A 26,411-nucleotide genomic window follows, 5' to 3' on the forward strand; every position below is an offset into this window, starting at 1 on the left:
GGCCGTCGCGCGCGTCCGCGCGCGCGCCGCCGAGGCGCGCGACGCCGCGCTCGACCGCGTCTCGGCCGTGCCCGCGGGGCTCTCGGCGCGCATCGCCGTCGCGACGCGCACCGGCGGCCAGGTGGACGAGCACTTCGGGCACGCCCGCGAGCTGCTCGTCTACGACGTGAGCCGCGCCGGCGCGCGCCTCGTCGGGCGGCGCGCGGTGGACCGGTACTGCGTCGGCGGGGAGGGGGAGGAGGACGCGCTCGCGACGATGCTGCGCGCGCTCGAGGGGTGCCGCGCGGTGCTCGTCGCCAAGGTCGGGCGCTGCCCCAGGGAGCAGCTCGCCGCCGCGGGCATCGAGCCGGTGACGGAGCAGGCGTTCCGCCCGATCGAGGCGGCGGCGCTCGCCTGGTTCGAGGGCTTCGCGGCGCGAGTCGCCCTCGGCGAGGTGGACGCCCCGCCGGCGGTCGCGGCGGCGCCGCGCGCGGAGGTCGCGTGAGCCCGCGCGAGAAGGAGGAGGCCCCCGGCGCGGCGCTGCCGGGGCTGCCGGAGCTCGAGGGGCTCGAGTCGGCGGAGGACTTCTTCGCGGCGCTCGGCGTGCCGTTCGACTCGCGCGTGCTCGCGGTGAGCCGGCTCCACCTCATGAAACGCTTCGGGCTCGCGATGCAGGCCTTCCTCCTCGAGCGCCCCGCCGCGAGCGAGGGAGAGCGGCGGGCCGCCCTGCGCGCCGCGCTGCGGGAGGCGCACGCGCTCTTCGCCCGGTCGACGCCGCTCGAGTCCGGGGACTTCGGCGTGCTCCGCGGGGCGCGGCCGGTGAAGCTCGGAAGGCGTGAGTGAGGCCGCCGGACTAGAACCGCGGGGTGCCCGCCCCGCTTCCGGTCGACCTCCTCGCCGCCGCCGACTGGAGCGTGAGCGAGCGGAAGCGCTGGCTCGCCCTCGCGCAGCGCGGCGCCGACGGCCGCTGGCGCGCGGGAGGGGCGCGCCCGGTCGGTCGAGCCGAGACGCTCGTCGCGCGGCTCGCGCGCCGGGCCGGGGCGCGGCGGCGCGCGCTCCTCGGCCTCGACCTCCCGATCGGCGTCCCCGCGGCGTACGCCGCGCGCGTCGGGGCGGACTCCTTCCTCGCGTGGGCGCCCGGCCTGGGCGCGCCGCCCTACGAGGCGTTCTTCACGCCCGCCGCGACCGCCGCCGAGATCACGCTTCACAGACCGTTCTATCCGGAGCGCGCCCGCCGCGCCGGCGTGGTCCGGCAGGCGGAGCTCTGCGCCGCGCTCGGGGTGCCGGGCTTCGACGCGCTCCGGCGTGCCTGCGACCGCGCCCGCCCGGGGCGGCGCGCGGCGGAGGCGCTCTTCTGGACCGTGGGCGGGAAGCAGGTCGGAAAGGCCGCGCTCGCAGGCTGGCGTGACGTCGTCCTGCCCGCGCTCCGCGACGCCCGCGCCGCGATCTGGCCGTTCCAGGGCGAGCTCGCGACGCTGCTGCGACCCGGCGCGGTGGTGCTCGCGGAGATCTACCCGGCCGACGCGTGGCGCCGCCTGAGCGCCGCGCCGGTCTCGAAGCGCGATCCGGCCTCACGGCTCGCCGCCTGCGCCGCGCTCGGGCGCTGGCTCCGGGCGGCGGGGGTCTCCGCCTCGCGCCGGCTGTCCACCCAGCTCGCGGAGGGGTTCGGTCGCCGCCCGGACGGCGAGGACGCGTTCGACGCGGTGGTCGCGCTGCTCGGGATGCTCGACGTGGTGCTCGGCCGGACCGCGCTGTTCGAGCCCGAGCAGGAGGCGCGCGCGGTGGAGGGGTGGATCCTCGGGCTCGATCCGGGGTGAGCGCTCGAGCTCGGGCGGACGAGACGGGGCCCCGCTCAGTCCTTCAGGAGCCCCGCCGCGCGCGCTGCCTGCTCGATCGCCGCGTAGTTCCCGGGCGCCGTCGGGATGAACTTCTTCGTGCGCTGGAGGTCCAGGATCTTCCGGTGCTCGGGGTTCGCGTAGTCGAGCGCGAGGAAGGCGGCGCGGAGCTGCTCGACGACCTTCGGATCGAGGTCGCCGCGGACCGTCCAGCTGTAGTCGTGGAACTCGGGCGTGGTCCACAGCACGCGGACCTTGGTGGGATCGATCTTCTTCTCGTCGAGGAGGCGCTGCCAGATGGACTCGTTGAGCGCGCCCGCGTCCACCTTGCCGGCCTCGACCCACTTCGCGGTCACGTCGTGCGCGCCGGAGTAGGCGACCTTCGCGAAGTCCTTGTCGGGGTCGAGGCCGTTCTGGAGCAGGAAGTAGCGGGGCATGAGGTGGCCGGAGGTGGAGCTCACCGAGCCGAACGCGAAGGTCGCGCCCTTCAGGTCCTGGAGCCTCTGCGCCTTCGAGGCGGCGGAGACGATGATCTTGGAGTGGAAGCGGGCGTCCTCCTCGCGCTGCACGAGCGGGATGGCGGTGCCGGTGCGGCGGCGGGCCTGGACGAACGTGAAGCCGCCGTACCAGACGAGGTCGAGCTTGCCGGCGGCGAGGCCCTCGACCGTGGCGGCGTAGTCCGTCACCGGGGTGAACTTCACCGGCCGGCCGACGGCCGCCTCGAGGTACTTCCCGAGCGGCTCGAACTTGCGCAGGAGCTCGGTGGGCGACTCGTCGGGGATGGCGGAGACGCGGAGCGGCTCCGCGCCCGCGGCGGAGAGCGGGAGGAGCGGGAGGACGAGGGCGAGGAGGCGGCCGAGACTTTGCAGGTGCATGGAAGGCTCCTGGCGCGCGGCGGACTGCCTCGCGCCGGACGAGGGTTCCGGGACGACGACGACGACGGGAAGGTCCTTCACCACGCGTCCACCACCGCCGGGACCGCCGGCTCGGGGCCTTCCTCGGCGCGCTCGGAAGGGCCTTCCACGAGCCGCCGCCGAAGCGCACCGGAGAGCAGGTCGACCGCCGTGACGAGCAGCACGATCACGAGCAGCAGCGTGAGGGTGCGGTGGTGGTGGAACAGGCTCAGGGAGACGTGCAGGAGCCCGCCCAACCCGCCCGCGCCCACGACGCCGAGCACCGCGGAGGCGCGGATGTTCACCTCCCAGCGGTAGAGCGTGTAGGCGACGAGCTGCGGGAAGGCCTGCGGCAGGACCGCGAGCGCCGAGGCCGCCGCGTCGCTCGCGCCCGCCTCCCGCAGGGCCGCGAACGGCGCGGTGGGGACCTCCTCGAGCGCCTCCGCGTAGAGGCGGCCGAGGACGCCCGCGGTGTGGACGCCGAGCGCGAGCGCCCCCGCGAACGGGCCGAGCCCGACCGCGAAGATGAGGACGAGCGCCCAGAGCAGCTCGGGCAGCGTCCGGCCCAGGTTCAGGATGCCGCGGGCCGTCCACGCGACGGCGGCGAGCGCCGCGCCACGAGCGAACGCGGGGCGGCCGCCGCCCGCGAGCACGTGGAGCCGGAGGGCCGCAGGGTACGCGAGCAGGAGCCCGAAGAGCGCGCCCACCGCCGTGCCGAGCACGCTCACCGCGAAGGTGACGACCGCGGCCGGCGCGAGCTGGCGCAGGAACGCGGGGTCGAGGTCGGGCGGCCACAGCGAGGCCGCGAAGCCGCCGACGCTCGCGAGGGCGGAGGGGGAGAGGACGTCGCGCCAGGACAGGTCGAGCACCCGCGCCGCTCCCCACGCGGCGAGCGCCCAGACCGCGAGGCCGAGCGCACGGGCGCGCAGGGCGCCGAGCCCGAGCGGGAACAGGCCGCGGCTCCGGTGGGTGCGGCGGCGCACGAGCTGGGAGAGGAGATCGACGCCGGCGACCAGCACGAACAGGGCGATCACCATCGCGGCGACCTCGTCGTACGCGAACATCTTGAGCGAGAGCTCGAGCTGCACGCCGAGGCCGCCCGCGCCCACGAGCCCGAGCACCGCCGAGGCGCGGAGCGCGCAGTCGAACCGGTAGAGCGTGTAGGAGGCGAGGAGCGGGACCGAGCCCGGGAGCACGCCGAACGCGAACGCGCCGAGGGGCGGCGCGCCCGCGGCGGAGAGCGCCGCGGCGGGCGCCCGCGGCGCCGACTCGAAGATCTCGGCCATCACCTTGCCGAGCACCCCCGCGTAGCCGACCCCGATCGCGAGCACCCCCGCGAGCGGCCCCATCCCGAACGCCCGGACGAACACGAGCGCCCAGACGAGCTCGGGCACCGAGCGCATGAGGTTCAGGAGGACGCGCGCCGCGAGCCACGCGGCGCGGCGGGGTGCGGCCGGCGGATCGCCCGGGGTGGCGAGGACGCGCGGCGAGACCGCGAGGAACGCGAGCGGCGCCGCGAGCGCGAGCGCGAGCGAGATGCCGAGGAGGGCGATGGCGACCGTCTCGGCGAGCGGGCGCGCGAGGGAGGAGAGAAACGCGGCCGAGTGGGCGGGCGGCCAGAAGCCGCGCGCGAAGTCCGCCATCGCCTGGCGCGCCCCGGGCGCGAGGAGCGCGCCGCAATCGCCGCCCGCGATGCGATAGGAGACGACGACGGCGGCCGCGAGCGCGAGCCCCGGCCAGGAGAGGAGCGCCGGGAGCGGCGGGCGCCGCGCCCTCACGCGCCGCCCTCCGCGCCGGGCCTCACGGCGGCCCGGGCGACCTCGACGAACCGCCGCGCCGCCGGCGACGGCGTCGCGTCGCGCCGCCACGCCACGAAGAGCCGCCTCGGGATGCGCACCCCGTCGATGCGGAGCGCGCGCAGGTGCCCGCGCTCGAGCTCCTCCCGGACGGCGAGCCGGGAGGTGAACGCCACGCCGACGCCCGAGAGGACCGCCGCCTTGAGCCCCACGAGCGTCCCCACCTCCAGCGCGACCGCCGCGGGATCGAGCGGCACGCCGAGGTTCGCGAGGTGGTCCTCCACGACGGCGCGCGTGCCGGAGCCGGCCTCGCGCTCGACGCGCGGCAGCCGGGCGGCGAGCGCGGGAGGGATCGGCTCGGCCGGGAGCCCCTCCTGCGCGGGCGAGGCCACGAGGACGATCTCGTCCTCGACCAGGTCCTCGAAGTGGAGCTCGGGGTGCGGTGAGCGGGCGCCGACGAAGCCGACCTCCACGTGGCGCGCCAGGAGGTCGGCGGTCACCTCCGCCGAGTCCTTCACCGCGAGGCTCACCCGCACGCCCGGGTACGCGCGCACGAACGCGCGGACCGCGCCGGGCAGCAGGAACTCGCCCGGCGTGTTGGACGCGCCGAGGGCGAGGACGCCGGCTGGCGCGGCCGGGCTCGGGGTGCGGGGCGCCGCCGGGGATGGGCTCACCGCCGCGCCCTTGCGGGAGGCATACAGGCGCGAGAGGTCGTCGAGCGTCAACGCCGCGACGGGCGCGTCGAACGCCACCGCCCCGTCGCGCAGCCCCACCACCCGGGTGACGATGGGGAGGAGCGGCTCGAGCCGGTGGGTGGAGACGACGAGCGTGCGCCCGGCGAACGCGCGCCCGAGCAGCGCGGCGATCTCCACCGCGCGCGCGGGGTCGACCGAGGCGACGGGCTCGTCCGCGATGACGATCTCGGGATCCTGATACAGCGCCCGCGCGATCGCCACCCGCTGCTGCTCGCCGCCGGAGAGCCGATCCACCCGCTCGTGGAGCCGCTCGGCGATGCCGACCTCCGCGAGCACCGCGCGGACGCGCTCCGCCTCGGCGCGCGAGACGAGCGCGGCGAGCGCGCGCGCGAGCGACATGCGCCCGAGCCGCCCCGCGACCACGTTCTGCATCACGCTCGCCTGGGGGACGAGGTGGAGCTGCTGGTGGACGGTGCCGATCCGCGCGCGGACGGCGCGGAGCGCGCGCGGCGCGAGCCCCGCCACGTCACGCCCGAAGAGCTCGACCGCGCCGCACGACGGCGCGAGGGAGGTGGCGAGCAGTCGCAGCAGGGTGGACTTGCCGGCGCCGCTCGGGCCGACGACGGCCACGCGCTCGCCCTCCCGGATCGCGAGCGACAGCGGGAGCAGCGCGTCGCGGCGGCCATAGCGCTTCCCGGCGCCGGTGAGGGCGAGGGCGGGCACCGGGACGGCGGAGGCGCGCACGGGCGCGCGAGCGGGCGCGGGCGCCTCGCTCATGGCGCGCTCGCGCGCCGGGCTCGCGGCGCGTCCGGTCCGGGGGCCGCGTCCCGCCGCGCGAGGGGGCGCACGGGAGCGGCGGCCACGCGGGCGGCGAGGGGGGAGCGCATGGGACCATGTCTTATCGGGCGCCCGCCGCCCGCCGCAACCACCGCGTCGGTCCTCACGGCTCCCGCGCAGGCCGCGGGTCCCACCACACCTCTCCCTTGCCGCGGATCGCCTCCGCCGCGCGCCTGCGCGTGTCCGCGCGCTCGTCCGCGCTCATGGGCCGGAACCCCTCCGCCGCCGCGAACGCGGCGTCCTGCTCGTTCGGGAACGACAGGCCGAGCAGCGCCACGTCCGGGTCGAGCGTCAGGGTGTAGCGCAGGCACTCCTCGACGGAGAGGCGCGGCAGGGCAGGGGCGGCCGTGTCGGCGCCGCCGGAGGAGACCTTCCCCCGCGGGCGCTGCGCGAGCGGGCGACCGTAGCCCTCGGTGTCGCCGACGAGCTTCCCGGCGCCGAAGGTCTTGAAGCAGACGGTGCCGACGCCGCGCGCCTTCGCGGCGGGCAGGATCTCGTCGACGTAGCGCGGGTGGCAGTACGGTCCCACCGGGAACATGACCACGTCGCACAGGCCGGAGGCGAGCGCGTCGGCGAGCACGTCCGGGTGGTGCGACGAGATCCCGCGGAACCGCGCGCGCCCGCGGGCGATCTCCTCCGCGAGCTCCGCCATCGCCCCGCCGGGCGCCTTCGCGCGCCGCCACGCCTCGGGCTCCGAGCAGGAGTGGAGCACGAGGAGGTCCACCGACGCGACGTCGAGCCTGCGCAGGCTCTCGTCCAGCTGCGGCGCGACGGGACGGTCGAGGTGGTCGATCTTGTCGACGAGGAGGACGCCCGCGCGTCGGCCGCGGAGCGCCTCGCCGACGATCTCCTCCGAGTAGCCGTCCTCGTACATGGGCGCGGTGTCGACGACGTTCAACCCCGCGTCGAGCGCGCGCCGCAGCGTCTCGACGCAGCGCTCCTTCGGGACGGAGCGATCGGCGAGATCACCTGCTCCGAGGGCCGTGGCGACGAAGCCGGTGCGGCCGAGCGCGCGCCGGGGCGTGAAGCGGTGGGCCATGCGCTCGTCGCCGACTACTTGCGCTTGCGGAGGACCTCTATCCGGACGACCTGCAGCTCGTCGCCGGCCCGGTCGAGCGACGCCCGTACCTCCTCGCCGCGCTTCAGGTCCGAGAACTTCCCCGCGGACCCGTCGATCGTGATCTTCGCCTCCTTCGCGACCTTCACCTGCGTCGTCGCGTCGCCGGCGTCGAGCACGATCTCGCGCTGCGCCTCGTCCACGTGCGCGATTCGCCCGCGCACCTCCTGCTGCTGCCGCGGGGCGGCGCTCGCGGCGCCCGGCGTGCTGCCCTGCGCGGCGGCGGTCCGGGTCCAGCCGGCGGCGCCGAGCACCAGGGCGACGGCGACGAAGAGTCTCGCGTGCATGGGGTCTCCCTCCGAGAGGCTCACGATGCGCGCGCCGCGGAGGGCGCGCACGCCGGGGGGGAGGCGACGGGGCGGGCGCCCGCGCGTCGCCTCACCGCAGCATGCCGAAGAGCATCACCGCGAAGAAGACGGGCACGAGGAGCGCGACGACGCCGCCCACGACGAGCGCGGTGATGACGGCCGCGCGCGCCGGGCCGCTCGTGGGGAGCTGTCCCGGAGGCGAGCGCTGGTCGGGCTTCACGCCGCCATCCTAGCCGATCCCGGCGCAGGCGGCGGCCGGTCCTCGTGTCCCACGGCTGCTCGCTTGTGCGCCGGCGAGCCGAGCGCTCAGAATGTACGCGCTCCAGGGGGGGTGCCGTGTCCAAGTTGCTCGCGAGCCTGCGCGTTCGCCTGCTGTTCCTCGTGCTCGTCGCCGTCGTCCCCGCGCTCGGGATCCTGACCTACGCCGCGCGCGAGCATCGTCGGCTGCTGGAAACCGGAGTCGAGCAGGAGTCGCACGCGATCGCGCGGCTCATCGCCGAGCGAAACGGCCGCGTGATCGAGCGTGCGCGCGGGGTGCTCATGGGCATCTCGCGGCTGCCGAGCGTGCGCGCGGCCGACGCCGAGGCGTGCTCGCGCGACCTCGCGCCGCTGGTCGCCGACGCGATCGACCTCGGTAACCTCGGCGTGGTCGCGCTCGACGGCGAGTACTTCTGCCGGGGCGGCGGCGGCCGGCGCGTGAACCTGCTCGACCGCGACAACGTCCGCGTGCCGCTCGAGACCGGCGAGTTCTCGGTGGGCGCGTACCGCGTCTCCCGCTCGCGTGGCGTGCCGAGCGTCGGGCTCGGGCTCCCGGTGCGCAGCGACGAGGGGCGGGTCACCGCGATCGCGATCGCGATGCTCGACGTGGCCACGCTCCAGCGCGATCTCGACGACATGGACCTCCCCGAGGGCGGGGCGGCGGTGGTGCTCGATCGCGACGGGACCATCCTCGCGCTGCGCCCGTACGACGTGAGGCAGGTGGGGACGAGGCTGCCCCCCGCGCTCCACGCGGGAGCGATGGAGGACCGCGCGCGCCGCGCGGTCGGGCCCGACGGCGTGGAGCGGATCTACGGCTTCCACGACGTGTGGGCGGGGTCGGGGCCGGCGGTGCTGCACGCCGCGGCCGGCGTCCCCATCGCCGCGGCGTACGCGCCGGTGAACCGCATCCTCCGGCGCACCTTCCTCGCCTTCGGCGGGATCGCGCTGCTCGCGCTCGCCGCCGCGGGGATCGCCGGCGAGCGGCTCCTCGTCCGCAAGCTGCGGGCCCTCCTGGCAGCGGCCCGCCGGATCGCGGCCGGCGACTACTCGGCGCGGGTGGGCCTGGAGCCCGGGCGCGAGGAGCTCGGCCAGCTCATCGGCGCGTTCGACGAGATGGCCCACTCGCTCGAGTCGCTCTCGCGGCAGAACCGGCTCATCCTGGACTCCGTCGACGAGGGGATCCTGGGGGTCGACCGCGAGGGGCGCATCGTCTTCGCGAACCCCGCCGCGGCGCGCGCGCTCGGGCGGAGCGTCGAGGAGCTCCTCGGCCAGGACGGACACGCGGTCGTCCACCCGACCCGGCCGGACGGCTCGCCGATCCCCGCCGCCGAGTGCCGCGTCCTGGCGGCGATGCGCGACGGGAGGGTCCGGCACGGGGTGGACGAGGCCTTCCGGCGCCGCGACGGGAGCGCCTTCCCCGCGGAGTTCGTCGCCTCCCCGCTCGTGCACGGCGGCGCCATCGTCGGGCTCGTGCTCGCCTTCCGCGACGTGGGGGAGCGGCGCCGGCTCGAGGAGCAGCTCCGCCACTCCCAGAAGATGGAGGCGGTCGGGCAGCTCGCGGGCGGAGTCGCCCACGACTTCAACAACCTCCTCACCGCCATCGTCTCGTTCGCGCGGCTCGTCCAGGAGGCGCTCCCGCCGGGCCACGAGAGCCAGCCCGACGTGCGCGAGATCCTCGTCGCCGCGGATCGCGCGGGGACGCTCACCCGGCAGCTGCTCGCCTTCAGCCGCCGCCAGCGGCTCGCCCCGCGCGTCGTGGACCTCGCGGGGGTCGTGCGCGGGATGGAGCCGATGCTGCGGCGGATCCTCGGCGAGACCGTGGCGCTCGAGGTGGCCGTCCGCGCGCCGGGGACGGTGGTCGCCGATCCCGGCCAGCTCGAGCTCGCGGTGCTGAACCTCGCGGTGAACGCGCGCGACGCGATGCCGGACGGCGGCCGGGTCGTCATCGAGGTGGACGAGCGCGCCGCGCCCGAGCCGAGCGCCGACGACGGGGCGCTCCTTCCCGGGCCCGTCGCGCTGCTCTCGGTGCGGGACGGCGGCGTGGGCATGGACGACGCGACGAGGGCGCGCGTGTTCGAGCCGTTCTTCACGACGAAGCCGCTCGGGAAGGGGACCGGCCTCGGTCTCTCGACCGTGTACGGGATCGTCTCGCAGAGCGGCGGCGCCATCCGCGTCCGCTCGGCGCCCGGCCAGGGCTCCGAGTTTCGCATCCTCCTGCCGCTGCACGCGGAGGAGGCGGCGCCCGAGCGCGAGCTGCGCCCGGGGCCCGCGGCGGGGGGCCCCGAGACGATCCTGCTCGTCGAGGACGACCCCGCGATCCGGGCGGTCGCGCGGCGCGCGCTCGACGGAGCCGGCTACCGGGTCGTCGACGCGGCCTCCGCGGAGGCGGCGCTCACCGCCGCCGACGCGCTCCAGGGACCGCTCCACCTGCTCGTGTCGGACGTGATCCTCCCGGGCCGCAACGGCTGGGACCTGGCGCGCGCGCTCGAGGAGCGCCGCCCCGGGGTGCGCGTGCTGTTCGTGTCCGGGTATGCCCGCCACGCCTCCGGCGTCGCGCTCGTGCCCGCCGACGCTCCCTTCCTCGCGAAGCCGTTCGCGCCGGACGACCTGCTCCGCGCCGTGCGGAGCGCGCTCGACGCCCCGGAGCGGCCCGCGGCCGCGGCCGGGATCAGCTAACGGCTATCCTGATTCGCGACCAGGCGAGCGAAGCGAGCCCGCCGGGGCGACGCCGCGGAAGCGGCGAAGCCGCTCGCGGCGGCGCACGGGACCCGGCTGTCGGGGTGGGGCATCGATCGGAACGCGCGCACGAGCGCGCGGAGCTTCGCTCGGCGGGGCGGGGGCGCAGCCAGGCGCAGCCCCCGTTAGAAATGAGCCGTGGGGTACCGCTCTGCGGGCGCGACGAGCGCGGCCATCCGGAGCGCGTACTCCGGGCCGCGCGCCGCGTCCTCGTGCTTGAAGAACACGAACGCCTCGTCCCAGCGCTGCGCGAGCACCCGCTCCGCCCAGCCCGCGAGCTCGGCGTCGCCGTAGGTGGTGCGGCGCAGGCGCAGGTAGCCGAAGGACGCGGTCGCCTCGAGCGGCGTGGTCGCGTCGTCCGTGTCGGCGATGCACAGCGCCGCGCCCGCGTCGGCGAGCGTCCGGCGGACGTCCTCCGCCTGCCAGCTCTCGTGGCGGAACTCGAACGCGATGCGCGCGCCTGGCGGGACGAGCTCGAGGAGGTCGCGCAGACGCGCCACGTCCCGCTCGAACGTGGGAGGGAGCTGGAACAGGACCGGGCCGAGCGAAGGACCGAGCTCCACCGCGGCGCGGAAGAAGCGCGACACCTCCTCGCCGACGCCCTCGATCCGCTTGTGGTGCGTGATGAGCCGCGAGGCCTTGAGCGCGAACGTGAACCCGGCGGGGACCTGGGCGCGCCAGAGAGCGAGGGTGGACGCGACAGGCATCCGGTAGAACGTGGCGTTCACCTCGACGGTCTCGAGCCGGGTGGCGTAATGGCCGAGGAACCCGCGCGCCGGGAGCGCGGGAGCGTAGAAGCGCCCCTTCCAGGCGGGGTAGCTCCACCCGCTCGTTCCGGTGCGCACGCGCATCGCTCTCCGATACGCTGGGATGAGCGCCCCCGCCGCCCCTCGCGACGGGACGGCTCCCTCGGAGCAGCGTCCTGGCGAGCAGGCGCCCGATCGCCGCGGGGGGCGGGTGGCGGCTGGACCCTCGGTAGGTCCCCCCCGAAACGCTCGACACCGGGCCGGAGCCGGTGCAGCTTTCTTCGGATCTCCGCCTTCCAGCGGTTCGGGGGCTCGCGCCGGACGGCGCCGGCCCGCGGTCGCGTCACCACTCCCCGGAGCAACACACGTGCAGGGTCCCGACCTCTCGCCCATCCAGCGTCTCGTCCTCGCCTTCTATGCCTTCTTCGCCATCCTCTTCCAGGCCGACGTGGCGGCCGCGTTCTACCGCGTGCGCGAGGCGCGCCGAGCCGGCGCGCCGCTGCCCGAGCCGACTCCGGGGACGCCGCCGCGGGTGACGGAGCTGCCGAGCGCGCCCGCCGCGCCACCGCCCGCGCCCGCGGGCGCACCGCCGCAGGCGAAGGCGACGGCCCCGGCGCCGGCGGCGAAGCCCGTCGAGCTGCCGAAGACCGTCGAGCCGCCCAGGCCGGCCGAACCGCCGAAGGGCGTCGAGGCGCCGAAGCCCGTCGCAACGGCGAAGCCCGTAGAGGCCCCGAGGCCGGCGGAGGGCGCGAAGGTGGCGCCCGAGGCGGCGAAGCCGGCCGCCCCCGCGGTGGTGAAGGCCCCCGAGCCGGTCCGCGCGGTCGCCGCGCCCGTTGCGCCCGCTGCGCCCGATCCTCGCGGTGCGCTCCAGCTCCTCGCGGTGCTCCAGCGAGAGGGCCGCCTCGTGGACTTCATCGAGGAGGATCTCTCCGGCTTCCCCGACGCCTCGATCGGCGCCGCGGCGCGCACCGTTCACGCCGGGTGCAAGCGGGCCATCGAGGAGTACTTCCGCCTCGAGCCCGTGTTCCGGGAGCCCGAGGGCGCGCGCGTCACCGTCGCTGCCGGGTTCGATCCCGCCGCGATCCGGCTGACGGGCAACGTCGTGGGCGCCGCGCCGTTCCAGGGCGCGCTCCGCCACCACGGCTGGCGCGCCCGCGAGGTGCGGCTCCCGCTCGCGAAGGACGGGGGCGATCCGACGCTGGTCGCCCCCGCCGAGGTCGAGCTGTGACCCTCGCGGTCGGCATCGACCTCGGCACGACCCACACCGCGCTCGCGCACCGGCCGCTCGACGGCGACGGCCCCGTCGAGGTGTTCGAGATCCCTCAGCTCGTCCGGCCGGGCGACGTGCGCCCCCGCGCGCTCCTCCCCTCGTTCCTGTACCTCCCCCACGCAGAGGAGCTGCCCGAGGGCGCGACGCGCCTGCCGTGGACGCCCGAGCCTCCGGAGTTCGCCGTGGGCGAGCTCGCGCGCAGCCTCGGGGCGCAGACGCCCATCCGGCTCGTGTCGTCCGCGAAGAGCTGGCTGTCCCACGCGGGCGTCGACCGGCGCTCCGCGACGCTCCCGGCGGGCGCGCCGCCGGAGGTGCCGCGCGTGTCCCCGCTCGACGCGTCGGCGCGCTACCTCGCGCACCTGCGCGACGCGTGGGATCACGCGGTCGCGCAGGGTGATCCGGCGCGGGCGCTCGCCGCGCAGCGGGTGACGCTCACGGTGCCGGCCTCGTTCGACGCCGTGGCGCGCGAGCTGACCGTCGAGGCGGCGCGCCAGGCGGGGCTGCCGGACGTGGTGCTCCTCGAGGAGCCGCAGGCCGCCCTCTACGCGTGGGTCGAGGCGATGGGCGACCGCTGGCGCGAGGCGGTGCACCCGGGCGACCTCGTCCTCGTGGTGGACCTCGGCGGCGGCACGACCGACTTCAGCCTCATCGCCGTGGTCGATCGCGGCGGGGACCTCGGGCTCGAGCGCGTGGCGGTCGGCGACCACATCCTGCTCGGCGGCGACAACATGGACCTCGCCCTCGCGCACGCGCTCTCGGAGAAGCTCGCGCGCGAGGGCCGCAAGCTCGACCGCTGGCAGCTCGTCGCGCTCACGCACGGCGCCCGCCAGGCGAAGGAGGCGCTCTTCGGCGACGAGAGCCTCGCGGCGGCGCCGGTCGCCGTGCCGGGCCGCGGCTCCTCGCTCGTGGGGGGCGCGCTCCGGACCGAGCTCACGCGCGCGGAGCTCGTCGACGTCCTCGTGGACGGGTTCTTCCCGCGGGTGGACGTCTCGGCTGCCCCCGTGGCGGCGCGGCGCGTGGGGCTCACCACCCTCGGGCTCCCCTACGCCGCCGATCCGGCGGTGACCCGGCACCTCGCGGCGTTCCTGACGCGCCACCGCGCCGGCCTCGCGGGCGCGAGCGCCCCGGTGCCGCTCGCCGGCGAGGCGTTCCTGCACCCCACCGCGATCCTCTTCAACGGCGGCGTGATGAAGGCGGAGCCGCTCGTCGGGCGCCTCCTCGAGGTCGTCGGCGGGTGGCTCGCCGGTGAGCGCGCGCCGCCGCCGCGGGTGCTGCCGGCGGCGGATCCCGATCTCGCGGTGGCGAAGGGCGCGGCGACCTACGGCCGCGTGCGCGCCGGCCACGGCATCCGCATCCGCGGCGGCACCGCCCGGGCGTACTACGTCGGCGTCGAGGCGGCGACGCCCGCGGTGCCGGGGCACGCGCCTCCCATCCGCGCGGTGTGCCTCGCGCCGATGGGCATGGAGGAGGGGACGACCGCCGATCTGCCGGGCGAGGAGATGGGCCTCGTCGTGGGCGAGCCGGTGCAGTTCCGGCTCTTCGGCTCCTCGAGCCGCCGCGAGGACCGGCCGGGCGACGCGGTCGAGGACGAGACGGAGCTGGAGGAGGGGACGCCGGTCGAGACGACGCTGCCGCCCGACGGGCGCGCGGCGGGGGAGGTCGTCCCGGTCCGGCTCCGCGCCCACGTGACCGAGATCGGCACCCTCGAGCTCGAGTGCGTGGACCGCGGCGGCAAGGCCTGGCGCCTCGAGTGGAACCTGCGCAAGGCGCCGGAGGGCGCGAGCGTGGCGGAGGCGGGCGCGCCGGCGTGAGGCGATGGCGGAGGCGCGCTACCTCGTCGGCGTCGACCTCGGCACGGTGAACTCCGCGCTCGCCGCGGTGGATCTCGCGCGGGACGGCGACCTCGCGGACGCGGTCGAGCCGTTCGCGATCCCGCAGCTCGTCGCGCCCGGCGAGGTCCGGGAGCGCCGCCTCTTGCCTTCGTGCGCCTACCTGCCGGGCCCGGAGCTCGCGCCGGAGGCGACGCGGCTCCCGTGGGGCGAGCGTCCGGTGGTGGTGGGCGAGCTCGCGCGCGAGCAGGGCGCGCGGGTGCCGGGCCGGCTCGTCACCTCCGCGAAGAGCTGGCTCGCGAACCCGCGCGCCGATCGGACCGCGCCCATCCTCCCCTGGGGAGCGCCCGAGGGCGTGCCGCGCCTCTCCCCGGTGCAGGCGTCGGCGCTCTACCTCGGCCACCTGCGCGACGCGTGGGATCACGGCCACCCGGGCGCGCCGCTCGCCGCGCAGGAGCTGGTCCTCGCCGTCCCGGCCTCCTTCGACGAGGTCGCGCGCGAGCTCACCCTCTCCGCCGCGCGCGCGGCCGGGCTGCCGCGCGTCGTGCTCGTCGAGGAGCCGTCGGCGGCGTTCCACGACTGGGCGAGCCGCCACCGCGCCGCCCTGGCGGCCGCGGGCGCGGGCGAGCTCGCCGGCGAGGTGCGCCCCATCGCCCGCGGCGGGATCGTCCTCGTGGTGGACGTCGGCGGCGGCACGACCGACCTCACGCTCGTGCGCGCGGAGCTCCAGGGCGGGCGCCCGGTCTTCACCCGGCTGGCGGTGGGAGATCACCTCCTGCTCGGCGGCGACAACGTGGACCTCGCGCTCGCGCGCGCCGTGGAGGCGCGCCTCGGCGAGCGGCTCGACGCGAGCCGGTTCGCCTCGCTCGTGCACGCCTGCCGCCTCGCGAAGGAGCGGCTCATGACGGAGGGCGGCCCGGAGGCGCTCCCGATCGCGGTGGTGGGCCGCGGCAGCCGGCTCGTCGCGAGCGCCGTGTCCGCGGAGGTCACGCGCGAGGAGGTGCGGCGCGTCTTCCTCGACGGGTTCCTGCCTCGGACGGGCGCGGAGGAGCGGCCTCGCCGGGCGCCGCGCACCGCCGGCCTCGCCGAGCTGGGGCTGCCCTACGAGCCGGAGCCGGCCATCCCCCGGCACGTCGCCGCCTTCCTCGCCGCGCACGCCGCGGAGGCGGGCGCGAAGGGGGGGCTCGCGCGCCCCGACGCGATCCTCGTGAACGGCGGGGTCTTCACGCCGCGCGAGGCGCGCGATCGCCTCGCCGCGATCGTCTCCTCCTGGTTCCCGGGCGCGCCGCCGGTGACGGTGCTCGCGAGCCCCGCGCTCGACCTCGCGGTGGCCCGCGGCGCCGCCTACGCCGCCCTCGTCCGGCGCGGCATCGGCCTGCGCATCGGCGGCGGCAGCCCGCGGGCGTTCTACGTGGGGATCGCCGCGCCGGAGGGCGAGCGCGCGCTGTGCGTCGTGCCGCGCCACCTGGAGGAGGGGTCGCGGGTCGCGGTCCCGCGGCCGTTCGCGCTCGCGCTGGGGCGTCCGGTGCGCTTCCCGCTCTTCGCCTCCGCCCGCGCGCGGCTCGAGCGCCCGGGCGACGTGGTCGAGGTCTCGGACGACCTCGTCCCGCTGCCGCCGGTCGAGACGGTGCTCCGCGCCGAGGGGTCGGCGGCGGGCGAGGTGCCGGTGAGGCTCGAGGCGGCGCTGACCGAGATCGGCACGCTCGAGCTGTGGTGCGCGGCGACCGACCGCGACGCGCGCTGGAAGCTCGAGTTCTCGCTGCGGGCGCTCCGCCAGGCCGAGGACGAGCGGGAGGGCGGCGCGAGCCAGGCGAGGAGCGAGGTGGGGCAGGCGCCTCGCAAGCTGGAGGAGGCGCGCGCCCAGGTCGAGCTCTTCTACGGGAAGCGGGCGGCCGTCGAGAAGAAGGAGGTGAAGGGGCTGCCGCGCGCGCTCGAGAAGCTGCTCGGGCCGCGCGAGGCCTGGTCCACGCCGCTCGTCCGCGAGCTCTGGGCGGCGCTGCACGCGGGCCGGGCGCGGCGGCGGCGGAGCGCCGACCACGAGCGGGTCTGGCTGCAGCTCACCGGCTATTGCCTGCGCCCGGGCTTCGGCGCACCGCTCGATCCCTGGCGCGCCGGCGAGACCTGGAGCGTCTGGGCCGAGGGCCTGCAGTACCAGGCCGACCCGCGGGCCTGGGCAGCGTGGTGGGTCATGTGGCGGCGCATCGCGGGAGGCCTCGACGCCGTCGCCCAGGAGCGGCTCTTCGACGCGGTCGCGCCGTTCGTCCGGCCGCGCGACCCGCGCAAGCCGCCGCCGAAGGTGGCGGGCGTGAAGCCGGAGGCGGTGGACGAGATGATCCGGCTCCTGGGCGCGCTCGAGCGGGTGGAGCCTCGCCGAAAGGTCGAGGCAGGGGAGTGGCTCCTCGCGCGCGTCGAGGCGGAGGGGCCGGCGCCGCACCTCCTCTGGTCCGTCGGGCGGCTCGGCGCGCGCGTGCCGTTCCACGCGAGCGCGCACCTCGCGGTGCCCGCCGAAACCGCCGCCGCATGGACCGCCCGGCTCCTCGCGCTCCCGGTCCCGCGCCGCGAGCTCGTGTTCCCGCTCGCGCAGCTCGCCCGACGCAGCGGCGATCGCGTGCGCGACGTGCCCGAGGAGCTCCGCGCCCGCGTGCTCGCGGCCCTCGCCGAAGGCGGCGCGCCGGCGGAGACGTCGCGCGCGGTCCGCGAGGTCGCGGAGGCCACCGAGGAGGAGGAGCAGCGGATCTTCGGCGAGAGCCTCCCGGCGGGGCTGCGGCTCGTCGAAGCCGGCGCCTCCGAGGAGCAGGCGCCGGGCGTGACGTAGGGGGCGGGCGTCGCCCGGTCGGGCTCGCGGTCGCGAGTATTCCCGGAGGCGCGCGTCCGATCGGGTTCACGCAGAGCGCATCGGCCCCGCGCGGGGGGATTGAGTCCGCTGCCGTCTCCCATGTCACACTGCCCGGACGCTGCTTCGCGGCAGCGCCTCGGTGAGTCGCCAGGACTCGCGCGCAAACCCTCACAGGAGAGAACACGTGAACGGACACAAGCTCTGCGGTGCAGTCGTCGCCGCGGTCCTCGCAGCAGCCGGTCCGGGCCTGGCGTCGGCGGCCCAGGCGGAGGGCCGCTACATCGTCGCCTTCAGACCGGGCAGCGCGGCCGGAGCGAACGCGGCGCTGCGCGCGGCGGGGGCGCGGGTCGTGCTGTCACTCGGGCCCCAGAACGCGGCCGCCGCGGTGATCCCCGATCGCGCCGTGGACGCGCTCGGCCGGAACCCGAACATCGAGTACATCGAGGTGGACGCGACCCGCGAGCCGTACGCGCTCTGGAACGACGTCGCGACGGGGAACGAGACCCTGCCGTACGGGATCCAGATGGTGCAGGCGAACCTCGTCACCTCGACGAGCGCCGCGAGCCGCAAGGTCTGCATCATCGACTCGGGCTACTCCTGGCAGCACGAGGATCTGAAGGACCCGACGACGGGCGAGGTGACCGCGAACACGACCGACACGGGCTCGGGGAGCTGGGACAAGGACAGCTGCGGCCACGGCTCGCACGTCGCCGGGACGATCTCCGCCATCGCCGGAAACGTGGGCGTCGTGGGCGCGAACCCGGGCGTTCTGCTCCACATCGTGAAGGTGTTCGGTGACGACGCGCTCGTCGACGGGGGCAACTGCGGCTGGACCTACTCCTCGACGCTCGTCGACGCGCTCAACAAGTGCGTGGCCGCCGGCGCCAACGTGGTCAGCATGAGCCTCGGCGGCGGCGCCCGCAGCCGCACCGAGGACCGCGCGTTCGCGAACGCCTACAAGCAGGGCGTGCTCAGCATCGCGGCGGCGGGGAACGCCGGGAACAAGACGACGTCCTACCCGGCCGGCTACGACTCCGTGATGTCGGTCGCGGCGGTGGACGCGAACGAGACGCACGCCAGCTTCTCCCAGACGAATCGCGACGTGGAGATCGCCGCGCCCGGCGTGGCGGTCCTCTCCACGGTCCCGTGGTACGACCGGAACTCGCTCGCGGCCGACGGCGTCGCCTGGTTCGGGGGGCGCATCGAGGGCGCCGCCCGCACGACGGGCGTCTCGGGCAACGTGGTGGACGGCGGCCAGTGCACGGCGCCCGGCGGATGGGCGGGCCGGGTCGTGCTGTGCCAGCGGGGCACCAACTCCTTCGCCGACAAGGTGAGCAACGTCCTGGCCGGCGGCGGCGTCGCGGCCGCCATCTACAACAACGTCACGAGCGACGCGACCTGCGGCGTCTTCAGCGGCACGCTCGGCACGGGCGTCACGTCCAGCCTCCCGGCGATCACTTTGAGCTGCCAGGACGGCGCCGCCGCCCTGGGGCACGCCGGCTCGAGCGGGCTCGTCGTGAGCAGCTTCGAGGCGCCCTCGAGCGGCTACGAGGCCTGGGACGGCACGTCAATGGCCACCCCGCACGTCTCTGCGGTGGCCGCGCTCGTCTGGAGCTGCAACCCGGCGTGGACGGCGGCGCAGATCCGCAACGCGCTCGACGCGACCGCGAAGGACGTCGGCGCCGCCGGACGCGACACGAGCTACGGCTACGGCATCGTCCAGGCGAAGGACGCGCTCGTGAGCCTGGGGCTCGGGAGCTGTCAGGTGAAATAGCCTCGCCTCGGGAGGCGATGGGATCGAAGGGGCCACGCGCGCTGCCGCGTGGCCCCTTCTTCGTCCGGGCCGGATCCTCGGGCGACGAGCGCCGGGGGCGTTCCCGAACCTCTCGGAGGCACGTGACTCGCGCCCCCCGGCCCTCGGGAGGCCCGCCGGCGACGCACCCCGCGCGCGCGGCCCTCCCGTGGCGGGGCTTCGCGATGGCAGGCGGCCGGGCACGGCCCGCCTTAGCTTTCCAGCAAGGCGCGCTCCGTCGCGCCGCCTCGCCGCCGGATGCCCCGCCTCCTCATCGTCTCCAATCGCCTGCCCGTGACCGTCAAGGCCGAGGACGGCGCGGTGTCCGTCGCGCCCAGCACGGGCGGGCTCGCCACCGGCATGAGCGGCCCGCACGAGCGGCTCGGCGGGCTCTGGATCGGGTGGCCCGGGGACCTGACGGGGCTCTCGGCAGACGGGCGCGCGGAGGTGGAGCGGCGGCTCGCCGAGCTCCGCCTCGCCCCCGTGGCGCTCTCCCCCGAGGAGGTCGCGCGCTACTACGAGGGCTACTCGAACGGCGTCCTCTGGCCGCTCTTCCACTACTCGGTCGCGCGCCTCCCGCAGGAGGTGCGCGACTTCGACGTCTACGAGGCGGTGAACGCGCGGTTCGCCGACGCCGTCGCCGCGCACCACCGGCCGGGCGATCTGGTCTGGATCCACGACTACCAGCTCATGCTCGTGCCGCGCCTCCTGCGCGAGCGGATCCCGGACGCGCGGATCGGCTTCTTCCTCCACATCCCGTTCCCGTCCTCGGAGATCTTCCGCGTGCTGCCGCAGCGCGAGCGAATCCTCGAGGGGTTGCTCGGCGCGGACCTCGTGGGCTTCCACACCGCCACGTACCTGCGCCACTTCGCGTCGTCGGTGCTGCGCCTGCTCGGCGCCGCGAGCGAGGTGGACCGGATCCCCTGGGGCGAGCGCGAGGTGCGGCTCGGGGTCTTCCCCATGGGCATCGACGCGGCGCAGCTGGCGGAGCTCGCGGAGACCCCGGAGGTGCGGGCCGTCGCGCACGCGCACCGGGTGCCCGGCGAGCAGCTCCTCGTCGGCGTGGACCGGCTCGACTACTCGAAGGGCATCCCGCGCCGCCTGCTCGCGTTCGAGGCGATGCTGCGCGCGCACCCCGAGCTGCGCGAGCGCGTCCGGCTCGTGCAGGTCGCCGTCCCCTCGCGCGAGAACGTCGAGGCCTACCGCGAGTACCGCGACGAGGTGGACGCGCTCGTCGGGCGCATCCACGGCGAGTTCGCCACGCCCGCCTGGTCCCCCATCCACTACCTGTACCGGGGGCTCTCCCAGGCCGAGATCGTCGCCCTCTACCGGGCGGCGGACGCGGTGCTCGTGACCCCGCTGCGCGACGGGATGAACCTGGTCGCGAAGGAGTTCGTCGCCTCGCGGCCCGACGGCGACGGCGTCCTCGTCCTCTCGGAGCTCGCCGGTGCCGCCGCCGAGCTCGCGGAGGCGCTCCTCGTGAACCCCTACGACGTCCAGCAGACGGCGGCCGCCTTCCACCGCGCGCTGACGCTGCCCGAGGAGGAGCGCAGGACGCGCATGGCTGCCCTGCGCCAGCGGGTGTTCGGCTACGACGTCCACGCCTGGACTCGCGCGTTCCTGGCGCGCCTGGAGCGGGTCGGCACGCCGGGCGAGGCGCTCGCGCTCTCGCCGCCGCAGGCGGTCCGGTCGCTCGTGGAGCGCGCCCGGGCGGCGCCGCGGCTGGCGCTGCTCCTCGACTACGACGGCACGCTCGTCCCGTTCGCGCCGACGCCGGAGCTCGCCGCGCCGGACGGCGCGCTGCTCGATCTGCTCCGCCGCCTGGCGGCGCGGCCGCGGACCCAGGTGGACGTCGTGAGCGGCCGCACGCGCGGCACGCTCCAGCGCTGGCTCGGCGCGCTCCCGGTGGGTCTCCACGCCGAGCACGGGTTCTGGTCGCGCGCGCCCGGCGGCGAGTGGCAGGGCGCCGAGGTGCCGGCGGTCGCCTGGCGCGAGCCCGTGCTCGCCGTCCTGCGGGAGTTCGCGGAGCGGACGCCCGGCTCCGTGGTCGAGGAGAAGACCGTCGGGGTCGCGTGGCACTACCGCACCGCCGATCCCGAGTACGCCGCCGCCCAGGCGAAGGAGCTCACGCTGGACCTCCGGACGCTCCTCGCGAACGTGCCGGTCGAGATCCTCCCCGGAGACAAGGTCATCGAGGTGCGGCCCCAGGGGATCCACAAGGGCCGCGCGGTCACCGCCGCGATCGGGCGCGCCGGCCCGGAGGCGCTCGTGGTCGCGCTCGGGGACGACCGGACCGACGAGGATCTCTTCGCGGCGCTGCCGCCGGGGAGCGCGGCCGTCCACGTGGGCCCCGGGCCCAGCCGGGCGCCGCTCAGGATCGCCGACTTCCGGGCGGCGCGGGCGCTGCTCGCAGACATCGCCGACGCGCGCTGACTCGCGGGTATGATGCTGCGGCATGCTCCGCATCAGCTGGCCGCTCGCCTTGCTCGTCGCCGCCGTGATCGCGATCGTCGCGCGGAAGCCGCGGCTGTTCGTGCCGGTCGCGGTCGTGTTCCTCGTCTGGTTCCTCGTCGAGTCCGCGGCGAGCCGGCGCGGACGCTCTCGCCGGCGCTGACGGCTCGCCCGGGGATGCCGGCGCCGCCTCCCGGGCCGGCCTGGGCCTCGCCGAGGGGTGCGTCCGGGCGCACGCCGGCAAGCGCGGCGGCCGGGCGATCCGCGTCCAGGGTGCGGGGCGCCGGCCCGGGCCGAGCGCGACCCCGGCGGGCGCGGATGACCAGATTTCCGGTGCGTCGAGGGGGGGTGCGCCGTGCGTCTGCCGGGAAAGGGAATGAGCTGGAAGGAGTTCGGGAAGGGTCTCGCGGCCGAGCTGTCGAAGGACCAGGTCACGGACATCGCCGCGACGGTCACGTACTACGGGGTGCTGTCGCTGTTTCCCTTCGTGCTGTTCCTCGTCGCGCTCGCGAGCCTCGTCATCCAGCCGTCGGACGCCGAGCGCATGGTGCAGGAGCTCGGGCGCGTGGCGCCCGGTCCGGTGACGCAGATCATCAGCGATCGGATCCGCGAGCTCGGCCAGCAGCAGAACGTCACCCTGCTCGGCTTCGGCGCCGTCGCCGCCGTCTGGGCCGCGTCGGGCGGCGTCACCGCGCTCATGCGCGCGCTGAACACCGCCTATGACGTGAAGGAGGGGCGGCCGTTCTGGAAGGTGCGCGGCCTCGCGATCCTCATGACGCTCGTGTCGGGCGCCCTCGCGCTCGTCGCCGCGCTGGTGGCGGTCGCAGCGGCGCCGCTCGCGGAGTGGCTCGGCGGGCCGATCGGCACCGCCATCACCTGGCTGCGCCTGCCGGTGGCGGGCCTCCTCATGATGCTGCTCTGGGCGCTGGCCTACTACGTGCTGCCCGACGTCGAGCAGAAGTTCCGGTTCATCACCCCGGGCTCGGTGTTCGGCGTGGTCGTGTGGGTGCTCGCCTCCTGGGGCTTCTCGAAGTACGTGACGAGCTTCGGCAGCTACGACAAGACGTACGGCCCGCTCGCCGGCGTCATCGTGCTCCTGCTCTGGATGTGGATCTCCGCGCTCGTGATGCTCGTCGGCGCGGAGGCGAACGCCCTCATCGAGCACCGCTCGCCGGAGGGCAAGCGGCAGGGCGCGAAGCGGAAGTCCGACACGGGCACGACGCCGGCCGCCGTCCTCCCGGGCAAGGAGCCCATCCCGACCGGCGCCGCCCCCGGGGCGGCCGCGGCGGCCGGGGTCGCGCCGACCGCCGAGGGCGCGCTCGCCCGGGGTGGGGTCACGGCACCGGCCTACGCACGCGGGGGTCCGCCGCAGGATCGTCCGCGCCTGCGAGGAGTCCTGGCGATCGCCACCGGCTTCGCGGCCGGGGTGCTGCTGGCGCGCCGTCCGTCCTGACGAGCCGCTGCGCGGCCCGGTGGAGGTGCGCTCCGCGCCCGCAGCGCGTACGATCCGCCCGTGAAGACGGCCCGGCCCCGCCTCGGCGTCTCCTCCTGCCTCCTCGGCCGGAAGGTCCGCTACGACGGCCAGCACAAGCGCGACGCGTTCCTCGTGGACGTCCTCGGCGACTTCGTCGAGTGGGTGCCCGTCTGCCCCGAGCTGGAGGTCGGCATGGCTGTGCCGCGCGAGCCGATCCGGCTCGTGGGGGCCGCCTCCTCGCCGCGCCTCGTCGCGGAGCGGAGCGGCGAGGACCATACGGCGGCGATGCGGCGCTTCGCCGAGACGCGCGTCGCGGAGCTCGCGGGGCTCGACCTCGCCGGGTTCGTCACCAAGAAGGACTCACCCTCGTGCGGCATGGAGCGCGTGCGCGTCTACCCTGCGGCGGGCGGCGCGCCTCGACGCGACGGCGTCGGCGCGTTCGCGCGCGTGCTCCTCGAGCGGCTGCCGCTCCTGCCGGTGGAGGAGGAGGGGCGGCTCAACGACCCGGCGCTCCGCGAGAGCTTCGTCGAGCGGATCTTCGCCTTCACCCGCTGGAAGGCGGCGGTCGCGGCCGGGATGCGGCGCCGGGAGCTCGTCGCCTTCCACACCGCTCACAAGCTCGCGCTGCTCGCCCACAGCCCCGCCGCCTACCGCCGGCTCGGCGCGCTCGTCGCGGGCCAGGCGAAGGCCTCCGGAGCGGCGGTCGTGGAGGCCTACGGGCGCGGCTTCATGGACGCCCTGCGGGTGCCGGCGACGCGCGGCCGGCACGTGAACGTGCTCCAGCACATGCTCGGCTACTTCCGCGACGCGCTCGAGAAGGACGACCGCAAGGAGCTCGAGGACGTCGTCCACGATTACGCGCGCGGCCTCGTCCCGCTCGTCGTCCCGCAGACGCTCATCCGTCACCACGTGCGCCGGCAGGGGGTCGCGTACCTCGCCGGCCAGACCTACCTCGATCCGGATCCGAAGGAGCTCATGCTCCGGAACCGGGTCTGAACGCCGTGGCCGTCCCCCTGGAGCGCGTCCGCGCCGTCAACGCCGCCCCCGTCCGGCGCGAGCGGACGCTCGTGCTCTACTGGATGACGGTCGCCCGACGCGTGCGCTTCAACCCCGCGCTCGAGCGCGCGGTGGAGCTCGCCCGCGAGCTCGGCAAGCCCGTCGCCGTCCTCGAGGCGCTCAGCGCCGGTTACCCGTACGCGAGCGATCGGCTGCACGCGTTCGTGATGCAGGGCATGGCGGACAACGCCGAGAGGGTCGCCGGGCGCGCGCTCCACCACGCCTACGTCGAGGGCGCGGCGGGGGAGGGGGTGGGCCTCCTCGAGGCGCTCGCCGCGCGCGCGTGCGTCGTCGTCACGGACGACTTCCCGACCTCCTTCCTCCCTCGCATGCTCGCCGCGGCCGCGGAGGGGCTCGACGTGCGCCTCGAGGCGGTGGACGGAAGCTGCATCGTTCCGTTCCGGCTCGCCGGCAAGGACTTCCCGACCGCTCGGGCGTACCGGCGTCACCTGCAGCGGCTCCTCCCGACGTGGCTGGACCGGCTCCCCGTGGCAGACCCGCTCGCGCGGACCGGCCTTCCGTCGCTCGCCGCCCTCCCCAGGGCCATCACCGCGCGCTGGCCGGCGGCGGACCTCGAGGTGCTCGCGCGGCCGGAGCGCACGCTCCGGGCGCTGCCCATCGATCACCACGTCTCCCGGGCCGCCGCGCGCGGTGGCGCCCGCGCCGCCGGCGACCGCCTCGCGCGCTGGCTCCGCGACGGGCTGCCCCGCTACGCGGAGGGCCGCAACGATCCCGACGAGGAGGGCGTCACGAGCGGGCTCTCCCCCTGGCTTCACTTCGGGCACCTGTCCTCCTTCGAGGTGCTGGGAGCGGTGCTGCGGCGCGAGGGCTGGACGCCGGCGCTGCTCGCGCCGGCCGCGACGGGCGGGCGCGCGGGGTACTGGGGCGTGTCCGAGGCGGCGGAGGCGTTCCTCGATCAGCTCGTCACCTGGCGCGAGCTGGGGTTCGCGACCTGCGCCGCGCGCCCGGATCACCGCGAGTACTCCTCGCTCCCGGAGTGGGCGCGGTCGACCCTCGCCTCGCACGCGAGCGATCCGCGCCCGCGACTCTACGGCCCCGAGGTCCTCGCCGCCGCCGAGACGCACGATCCGCTGTGGAACGCGGCGCAGCGCCAGCTCCGGACCGAGGGGATCATCCACAACGCGCTGCGTATGCTGTGGGGAAAGAAGATCCTCGAGTGGTCGCCCACGCCGCGCGCTGCCCTCGCGGTCGCGCTCGAGCTGAACGATCGCCTTGCGCTCGACGGTCGCGATCCGAACTCGGCGTCGGGGGTGCTGTGGTGCTTCGGCCGCTACGACCGGCCCTGGGGACCCGAGCGGCCGATCTTCGGGAAGGTCCGGTACATGTCGAGCGAGCGCAGCGCGAGGAAATGGGCGGTCACGCACTACCTCGCTCGCCACGGGCCCGGGTGAGGCATGCGCGCCGCGGTCCGGGATCGCAGAGTTCCCGTGTGAGCGGGCCTGCGAAGATCGATGGGGGATCGGTCCTCGTCACCGGCGCCACCGGGTTCGTCGGGCGGGCGCTCGTCCCCGCGCTCCTCGCGTCCGGGATCGCCGTCCGCGCGACGACCCGCTCCCGCCCGGTCGATCGCACCCCGGGAGTCGAGTGGGTGCGCGCGGACGTGATGCGGCCGGCGGACCTCCCGGCAGTCCTGCGCGGCGTCGGCGCGGCGTACTTCCTCGTCCACGGCATGGGGAGCGGGCGTGAAGACTACGTCGAGGCGGAGCGGCGGTCCGCCGCCGCGTTCGCGCGCGAGGCCGAGCACGCGGGCGTCGGCCGGATCGTCTACCTCGGCGGCGTCGCGCCGCGTGGCCGCCCATCGAGGCACCTTGCGAGCCGGCTCGCGGTGGGCGAGATCCTGCGCGCCGGCCGTGTGCCGGCGCTCGAGCTCCGCGCATCCATGATCGTCGGCCCGGGCAGCGCCTCCTGGCGGATCGTGCGGGACCTGGCGATGCGGCTCCCGGTGATGGTGCTGCCGGCCTGGGCCCGGTCGAGGTCCTGCCCGATCGCGGTGGAGGACGTGGTCCGGGCGCTCGTCGCCGCGCTCGACGTACCGCTCCCCGAGAGCGCCTGGTACGACCTCCCGGGCCCCGAGGTGCTCTCGGTGCGCGAGATCCTCGAGCGCGTCGCGGCCCTGCGCGGCCGCGCGCTGCCGGCCATCGATGCGCCGCTCCCGCATCCGCGGGTCTCCGCGCTGTGGCTCAAGCTCGTCTCGGACGCGCCCTGGGAGGTGGTGCGCGAGCTCGTGCAGGGGCTCTCGCACGATCTCCTCCCGCGCGACGATCGCTACTGGGCGCTCGCGTCGCTCCCGCCCCGCACGCGGTTCGAGGACGCCGCGCGGCGGGCGCTCGCGACGGACGCGGGGCGGCGCCCTCGGGGCGCGCGCGGGTGGGTCGTCTCCGCCGAGGAGGCCCTCGTCGACCGCCTCGCGCCCCGGCAACGCCGGCTCGCCGCGCCGGCCGCCGCCGCCCCTCCCACCCCGCATCCGCGTCGGGGCTGACCC

Annotated in this window: 21 protein-coding genes; 14 read left to right on the forward strand and 7 right to left on the reverse strand. The window is 76.2% G+C overall.

The features are described from left to right. The 3 genes from MNZ39_RS11675 to MNZ39_RS11685 all read left to right on the forward strand — a co-directional run. A partial coding sequence (locus MNZ39_RS11675) for a NifB/NifX family molybdenum-iron cluster-binding protein (protein WP_305037328.1) occupies positions 1-484 on the forward strand: 484 nt, incomplete at its 5' end. After that, positions 481-822, forward strand: coding sequence for a nitrogenase-stabilizing/protective protein NifW (locus tag MNZ39_RS11680; RefSeq protein ID WP_242338591.1), 342 nt, complete (start codon positions 481-483; stop codon positions 820-822). The genes MNZ39_RS11675 and MNZ39_RS11680, both read left to right, overlap by 4 nt. A gap of 23 nt (positions 823-845) precedes the next feature. Then, on the forward strand, positions 846-1,796 hold the full coding sequence (locus MNZ39_RS11685) for a hypothetical protein (protein ID WP_242338593.1): 951 nt from the start codon (positions 846-848) through the stop codon (positions 1,794-1,796). A 35-nt stretch (positions 1,797-1,831) separates the two neighbouring features. On the opposite strand, the gene MNZ39_RS11690 is transcribed toward MNZ39_RS11685, so the two are convergent. From MNZ39_RS11690 to MNZ39_RS11715, 6 genes are all read right to left on the reverse strand, one after another. Beyond that, entirely contained in the window at positions 1,832-2,770 is a 939-nt protein-coding gene (locus tag MNZ39_RS11690; RefSeq protein WP_242338595.1) for a putative selenate ABC transporter substrate-binding protein, read from the reverse strand. Further along, the gene (locus tag MNZ39_RS11695) at positions 2,767-4,485 is read right to left on the reverse strand and encodes an ABC transporter permease (RefSeq protein ID WP_242338597.1); all 1,719 of its coding nucleotides are present in this window, start codon (positions 4,483-4,485) and stop codon (positions 2,767-2,769) included. Before MNZ39_RS11695 ends, MNZ39_RS11690 begins: the two co-directional genes overlap by 4 nt. Then, positions 4,482-5,975: a LysR substrate-binding domain-containing protein gene (locus MNZ39_RS11700; RefSeq protein ID WP_242338599.1), complete on the reverse strand. Its 1,494-nt coding sequence runs from the start codon at positions 5,973-5,975 to the stop codon at positions 4,482-4,484. Before MNZ39_RS11700 ends, MNZ39_RS11695 begins: the two co-directional genes overlap by 4 nt. Before the next feature lie 163 nt (positions 5,976-6,138). Further along, positions 6,139-7,074, reverse strand: coding sequence for an aldo/keto reductase (locus tag MNZ39_RS11705; RefSeq protein WP_242338601.1), 936 nt, complete (start codon positions 7,072-7,074; stop codon positions 6,139-6,141). A gap of 14 nt (positions 7,075-7,088) precedes the next feature. Next, positions 7,089-7,439 (reverse strand): hypothetical protein, encoded by a 351-nt coding sequence (locus tag MNZ39_RS11710; RefSeq protein ID WP_242338603.1) that lies wholly within the window; start codon positions 7,437-7,439, stop codon positions 7,089-7,091. 91 nt (positions 7,440-7,530) lie between these two features. Continuing rightward, on the reverse strand, positions 7,531-7,680 hold the full coding sequence (locus MNZ39_RS11715; RefSeq protein ID WP_242338605.1) for a hypothetical protein: 150 nt from the start codon (positions 7,678-7,680) through the stop codon (positions 7,531-7,533). Positions 7,681-7,796: 116 nt separating this feature from the next. Here MNZ39_RS11715 and MNZ39_RS11720 point away from each other — a divergent pair, with 116 nt between their 5' ends. Next, positions 7,797-10,394, forward strand: a complete 2,598-nt coding sequence (locus MNZ39_RS11720) for an ATP-binding protein (RefSeq protein ID WP_242338606.1) — start codon at positions 7,797-7,799, stop codon at positions 10,392-10,394. Between the two features lie 185 nt (positions 10,395-10,579). Here MNZ39_RS11720 and MNZ39_RS11725 read toward each other — a convergent pair whose 3' ends face one another. Continuing rightward, positions 10,580-11,305, reverse strand: coding sequence for a DUF72 domain-containing protein (locus tag MNZ39_RS11725; protein WP_242338608.1), 726 nt, complete (start codon positions 11,303-11,305; stop codon positions 10,580-10,582). Positions 11,306-11,567: 262 nt separating this feature from the next. Between MNZ39_RS11725 and MNZ39_RS11730 the strand changes: the two genes are divergently transcribed. From MNZ39_RS11730 to MNZ39_RS11775, 10 genes are all read left to right on the forward strand, one after another. After that, positions 11,568-12,428, forward strand: coding sequence for a DUF2760 domain-containing protein (locus tag MNZ39_RS11730; RefSeq protein WP_242338610.1), 861 nt, complete (start codon positions 11,568-11,570; stop codon positions 12,426-12,428). After that, positions 12,425-14,281: an Hsp70 family protein gene (locus MNZ39_RS11735; protein WP_242338612.1), complete on the forward strand. Its 1,857-nt coding sequence runs from the start codon at positions 12,425-12,427 to the stop codon at positions 14,279-14,281. Before MNZ39_RS11730 ends, MNZ39_RS11735 begins: the two co-directional genes overlap by 4 nt. Before the next feature lie 4 nt (positions 14,282-14,285). After that, complete coding sequence (locus tag MNZ39_RS11740) at positions 14,286-17,114, forward strand: Hsp70 family protein (protein WP_242338614.1); 2,829 nt, start codon at positions 14,286-14,288, stop codon at positions 17,112-17,114. A gap of 205 nt (positions 17,115-17,319) precedes the next feature. After that, a complete protein-coding gene (locus tag MNZ39_RS11745; RefSeq protein WP_242338615.1) occupies positions 17,320-18,909 on the forward strand; it encodes a S8 family serine peptidase in 1,590 nt (529 codons plus the stop codon). Positions 18,910-19,185: 276 nt separating this feature from the next. After that, positions 19,186-21,360, forward strand: coding sequence for a bifunctional alpha,alpha-trehalose-phosphate synthase (UDP-forming)/trehalose-phosphatase (locus MNZ39_RS11750; protein ID WP_242338617.1), 2,175 nt, complete (start codon positions 19,186-19,188; stop codon positions 21,358-21,360). 22 nt (positions 21,361-21,382) lie between these two features. Then, a complete protein-coding gene (locus MNZ39_RS11755) occupies positions 21,383-21,541 on the forward strand; it encodes a hypothetical protein (RefSeq protein WP_242338619.1) in 159 nt (52 codons plus the stop codon). Between the two features lie 192 nt (positions 21,542-21,733). Then, complete coding sequence (locus MNZ39_RS11760; protein ID WP_374109404.1) at positions 21,734-22,831, forward strand: YihY/virulence factor BrkB family protein; 1,098 nt, start codon at positions 21,734-21,736, stop codon at positions 22,829-22,831. Positions 22,832-22,891: 60 nt separating this feature from the next. Continuing rightward, a complete protein-coding gene (locus tag MNZ39_RS24935; RefSeq protein WP_242338623.1) occupies positions 22,892-23,848 on the forward strand; it encodes a DUF523 and DUF1722 domain-containing protein in 957 nt (318 codons plus the stop codon). A 5-nt stretch (positions 23,849-23,853) separates the two neighbouring features. After that, positions 23,854-25,320, forward strand: coding sequence for a deoxyribodipyrimidine photolyase (locus MNZ39_RS11770; protein ID WP_242338625.1), 1,467 nt, complete (start codon positions 23,854-23,856; stop codon positions 25,318-25,320). A gap of 38 nt (positions 25,321-25,358) precedes the next feature. Beyond that, a complete protein-coding gene (locus MNZ39_RS11775) occupies positions 25,359-26,408 on the forward strand; it encodes an NAD(P)H-binding protein (RefSeq protein ID WP_242338626.1) in 1,050 nt (349 codons plus the stop codon). Positions 26,409-26,411 lie beyond the last annotated feature (3 nt).

This window comes from Anaeromyxobacter sp. SG66, from assembly GCF_022690805.1.
GTDB classification, from domain to species: domain Bacteria; phylum Myxococcota; class Myxococcia; order Myxococcales; family Anaeromyxobacteraceae; genus Anaeromyxobacter; species Anaeromyxobacter soli.

What these genes read in the sequence shown, in the direction of transcription:
- MNZ39_RS11700 (WP_242338599.1), bottom strand. Translation starts at nt 5,975, where the DNA reads ATGAGCGAGGCGCCCGCGCCCGCTCGCGCGCCCGTGCGCGCCTCCGCC.
- MNZ39_RS11705 (WP_242338601.1), bottom strand. Translation starts at nt 7,074, where the DNA reads ATGGCCCACCGCTTCACGCCCCGGCGCGCGCTCGGCCGCACCGGCTTC.
- MNZ39_RS11710 (WP_242338603.1), bottom strand. Translation starts at nt 7,439, where the DNA reads ATGCACGCGAGACTCTTCGTCGCCGTCGCCCTGGTGCTCGGCGCCGCC.
- MNZ39_RS11725 (WP_242338608.1), bottom strand. Translation starts at nt 11,305, where the DNA reads ATGCGCGTGCGCACCGGAACGAGCGGGTGGAGCTACCCCGCCTGGAAG.
- MNZ39_RS11740 (WP_242338614.1), top strand. Translation starts at nt 14,286, where the DNA reads ATGGCGGAGGCGCGCTACCTCGTCGGCGTCGACCTCGGCACGGTGAAC.
- MNZ39_RS11750 (WP_242338617.1), top strand. Translation starts at nt 19,186, where the DNA reads ATGCCCCGCCTCCTCATCGTCTCCAATCGCCTGCCCGTGACCGTCAAG.
- MNZ39_RS11755 (WP_242338619.1), top strand. Translation starts at nt 21,383, where the DNA reads ATGCTCCGCATCAGCTGGCCGCTCGCCTTGCTCGTCGCCGCCGTGATC.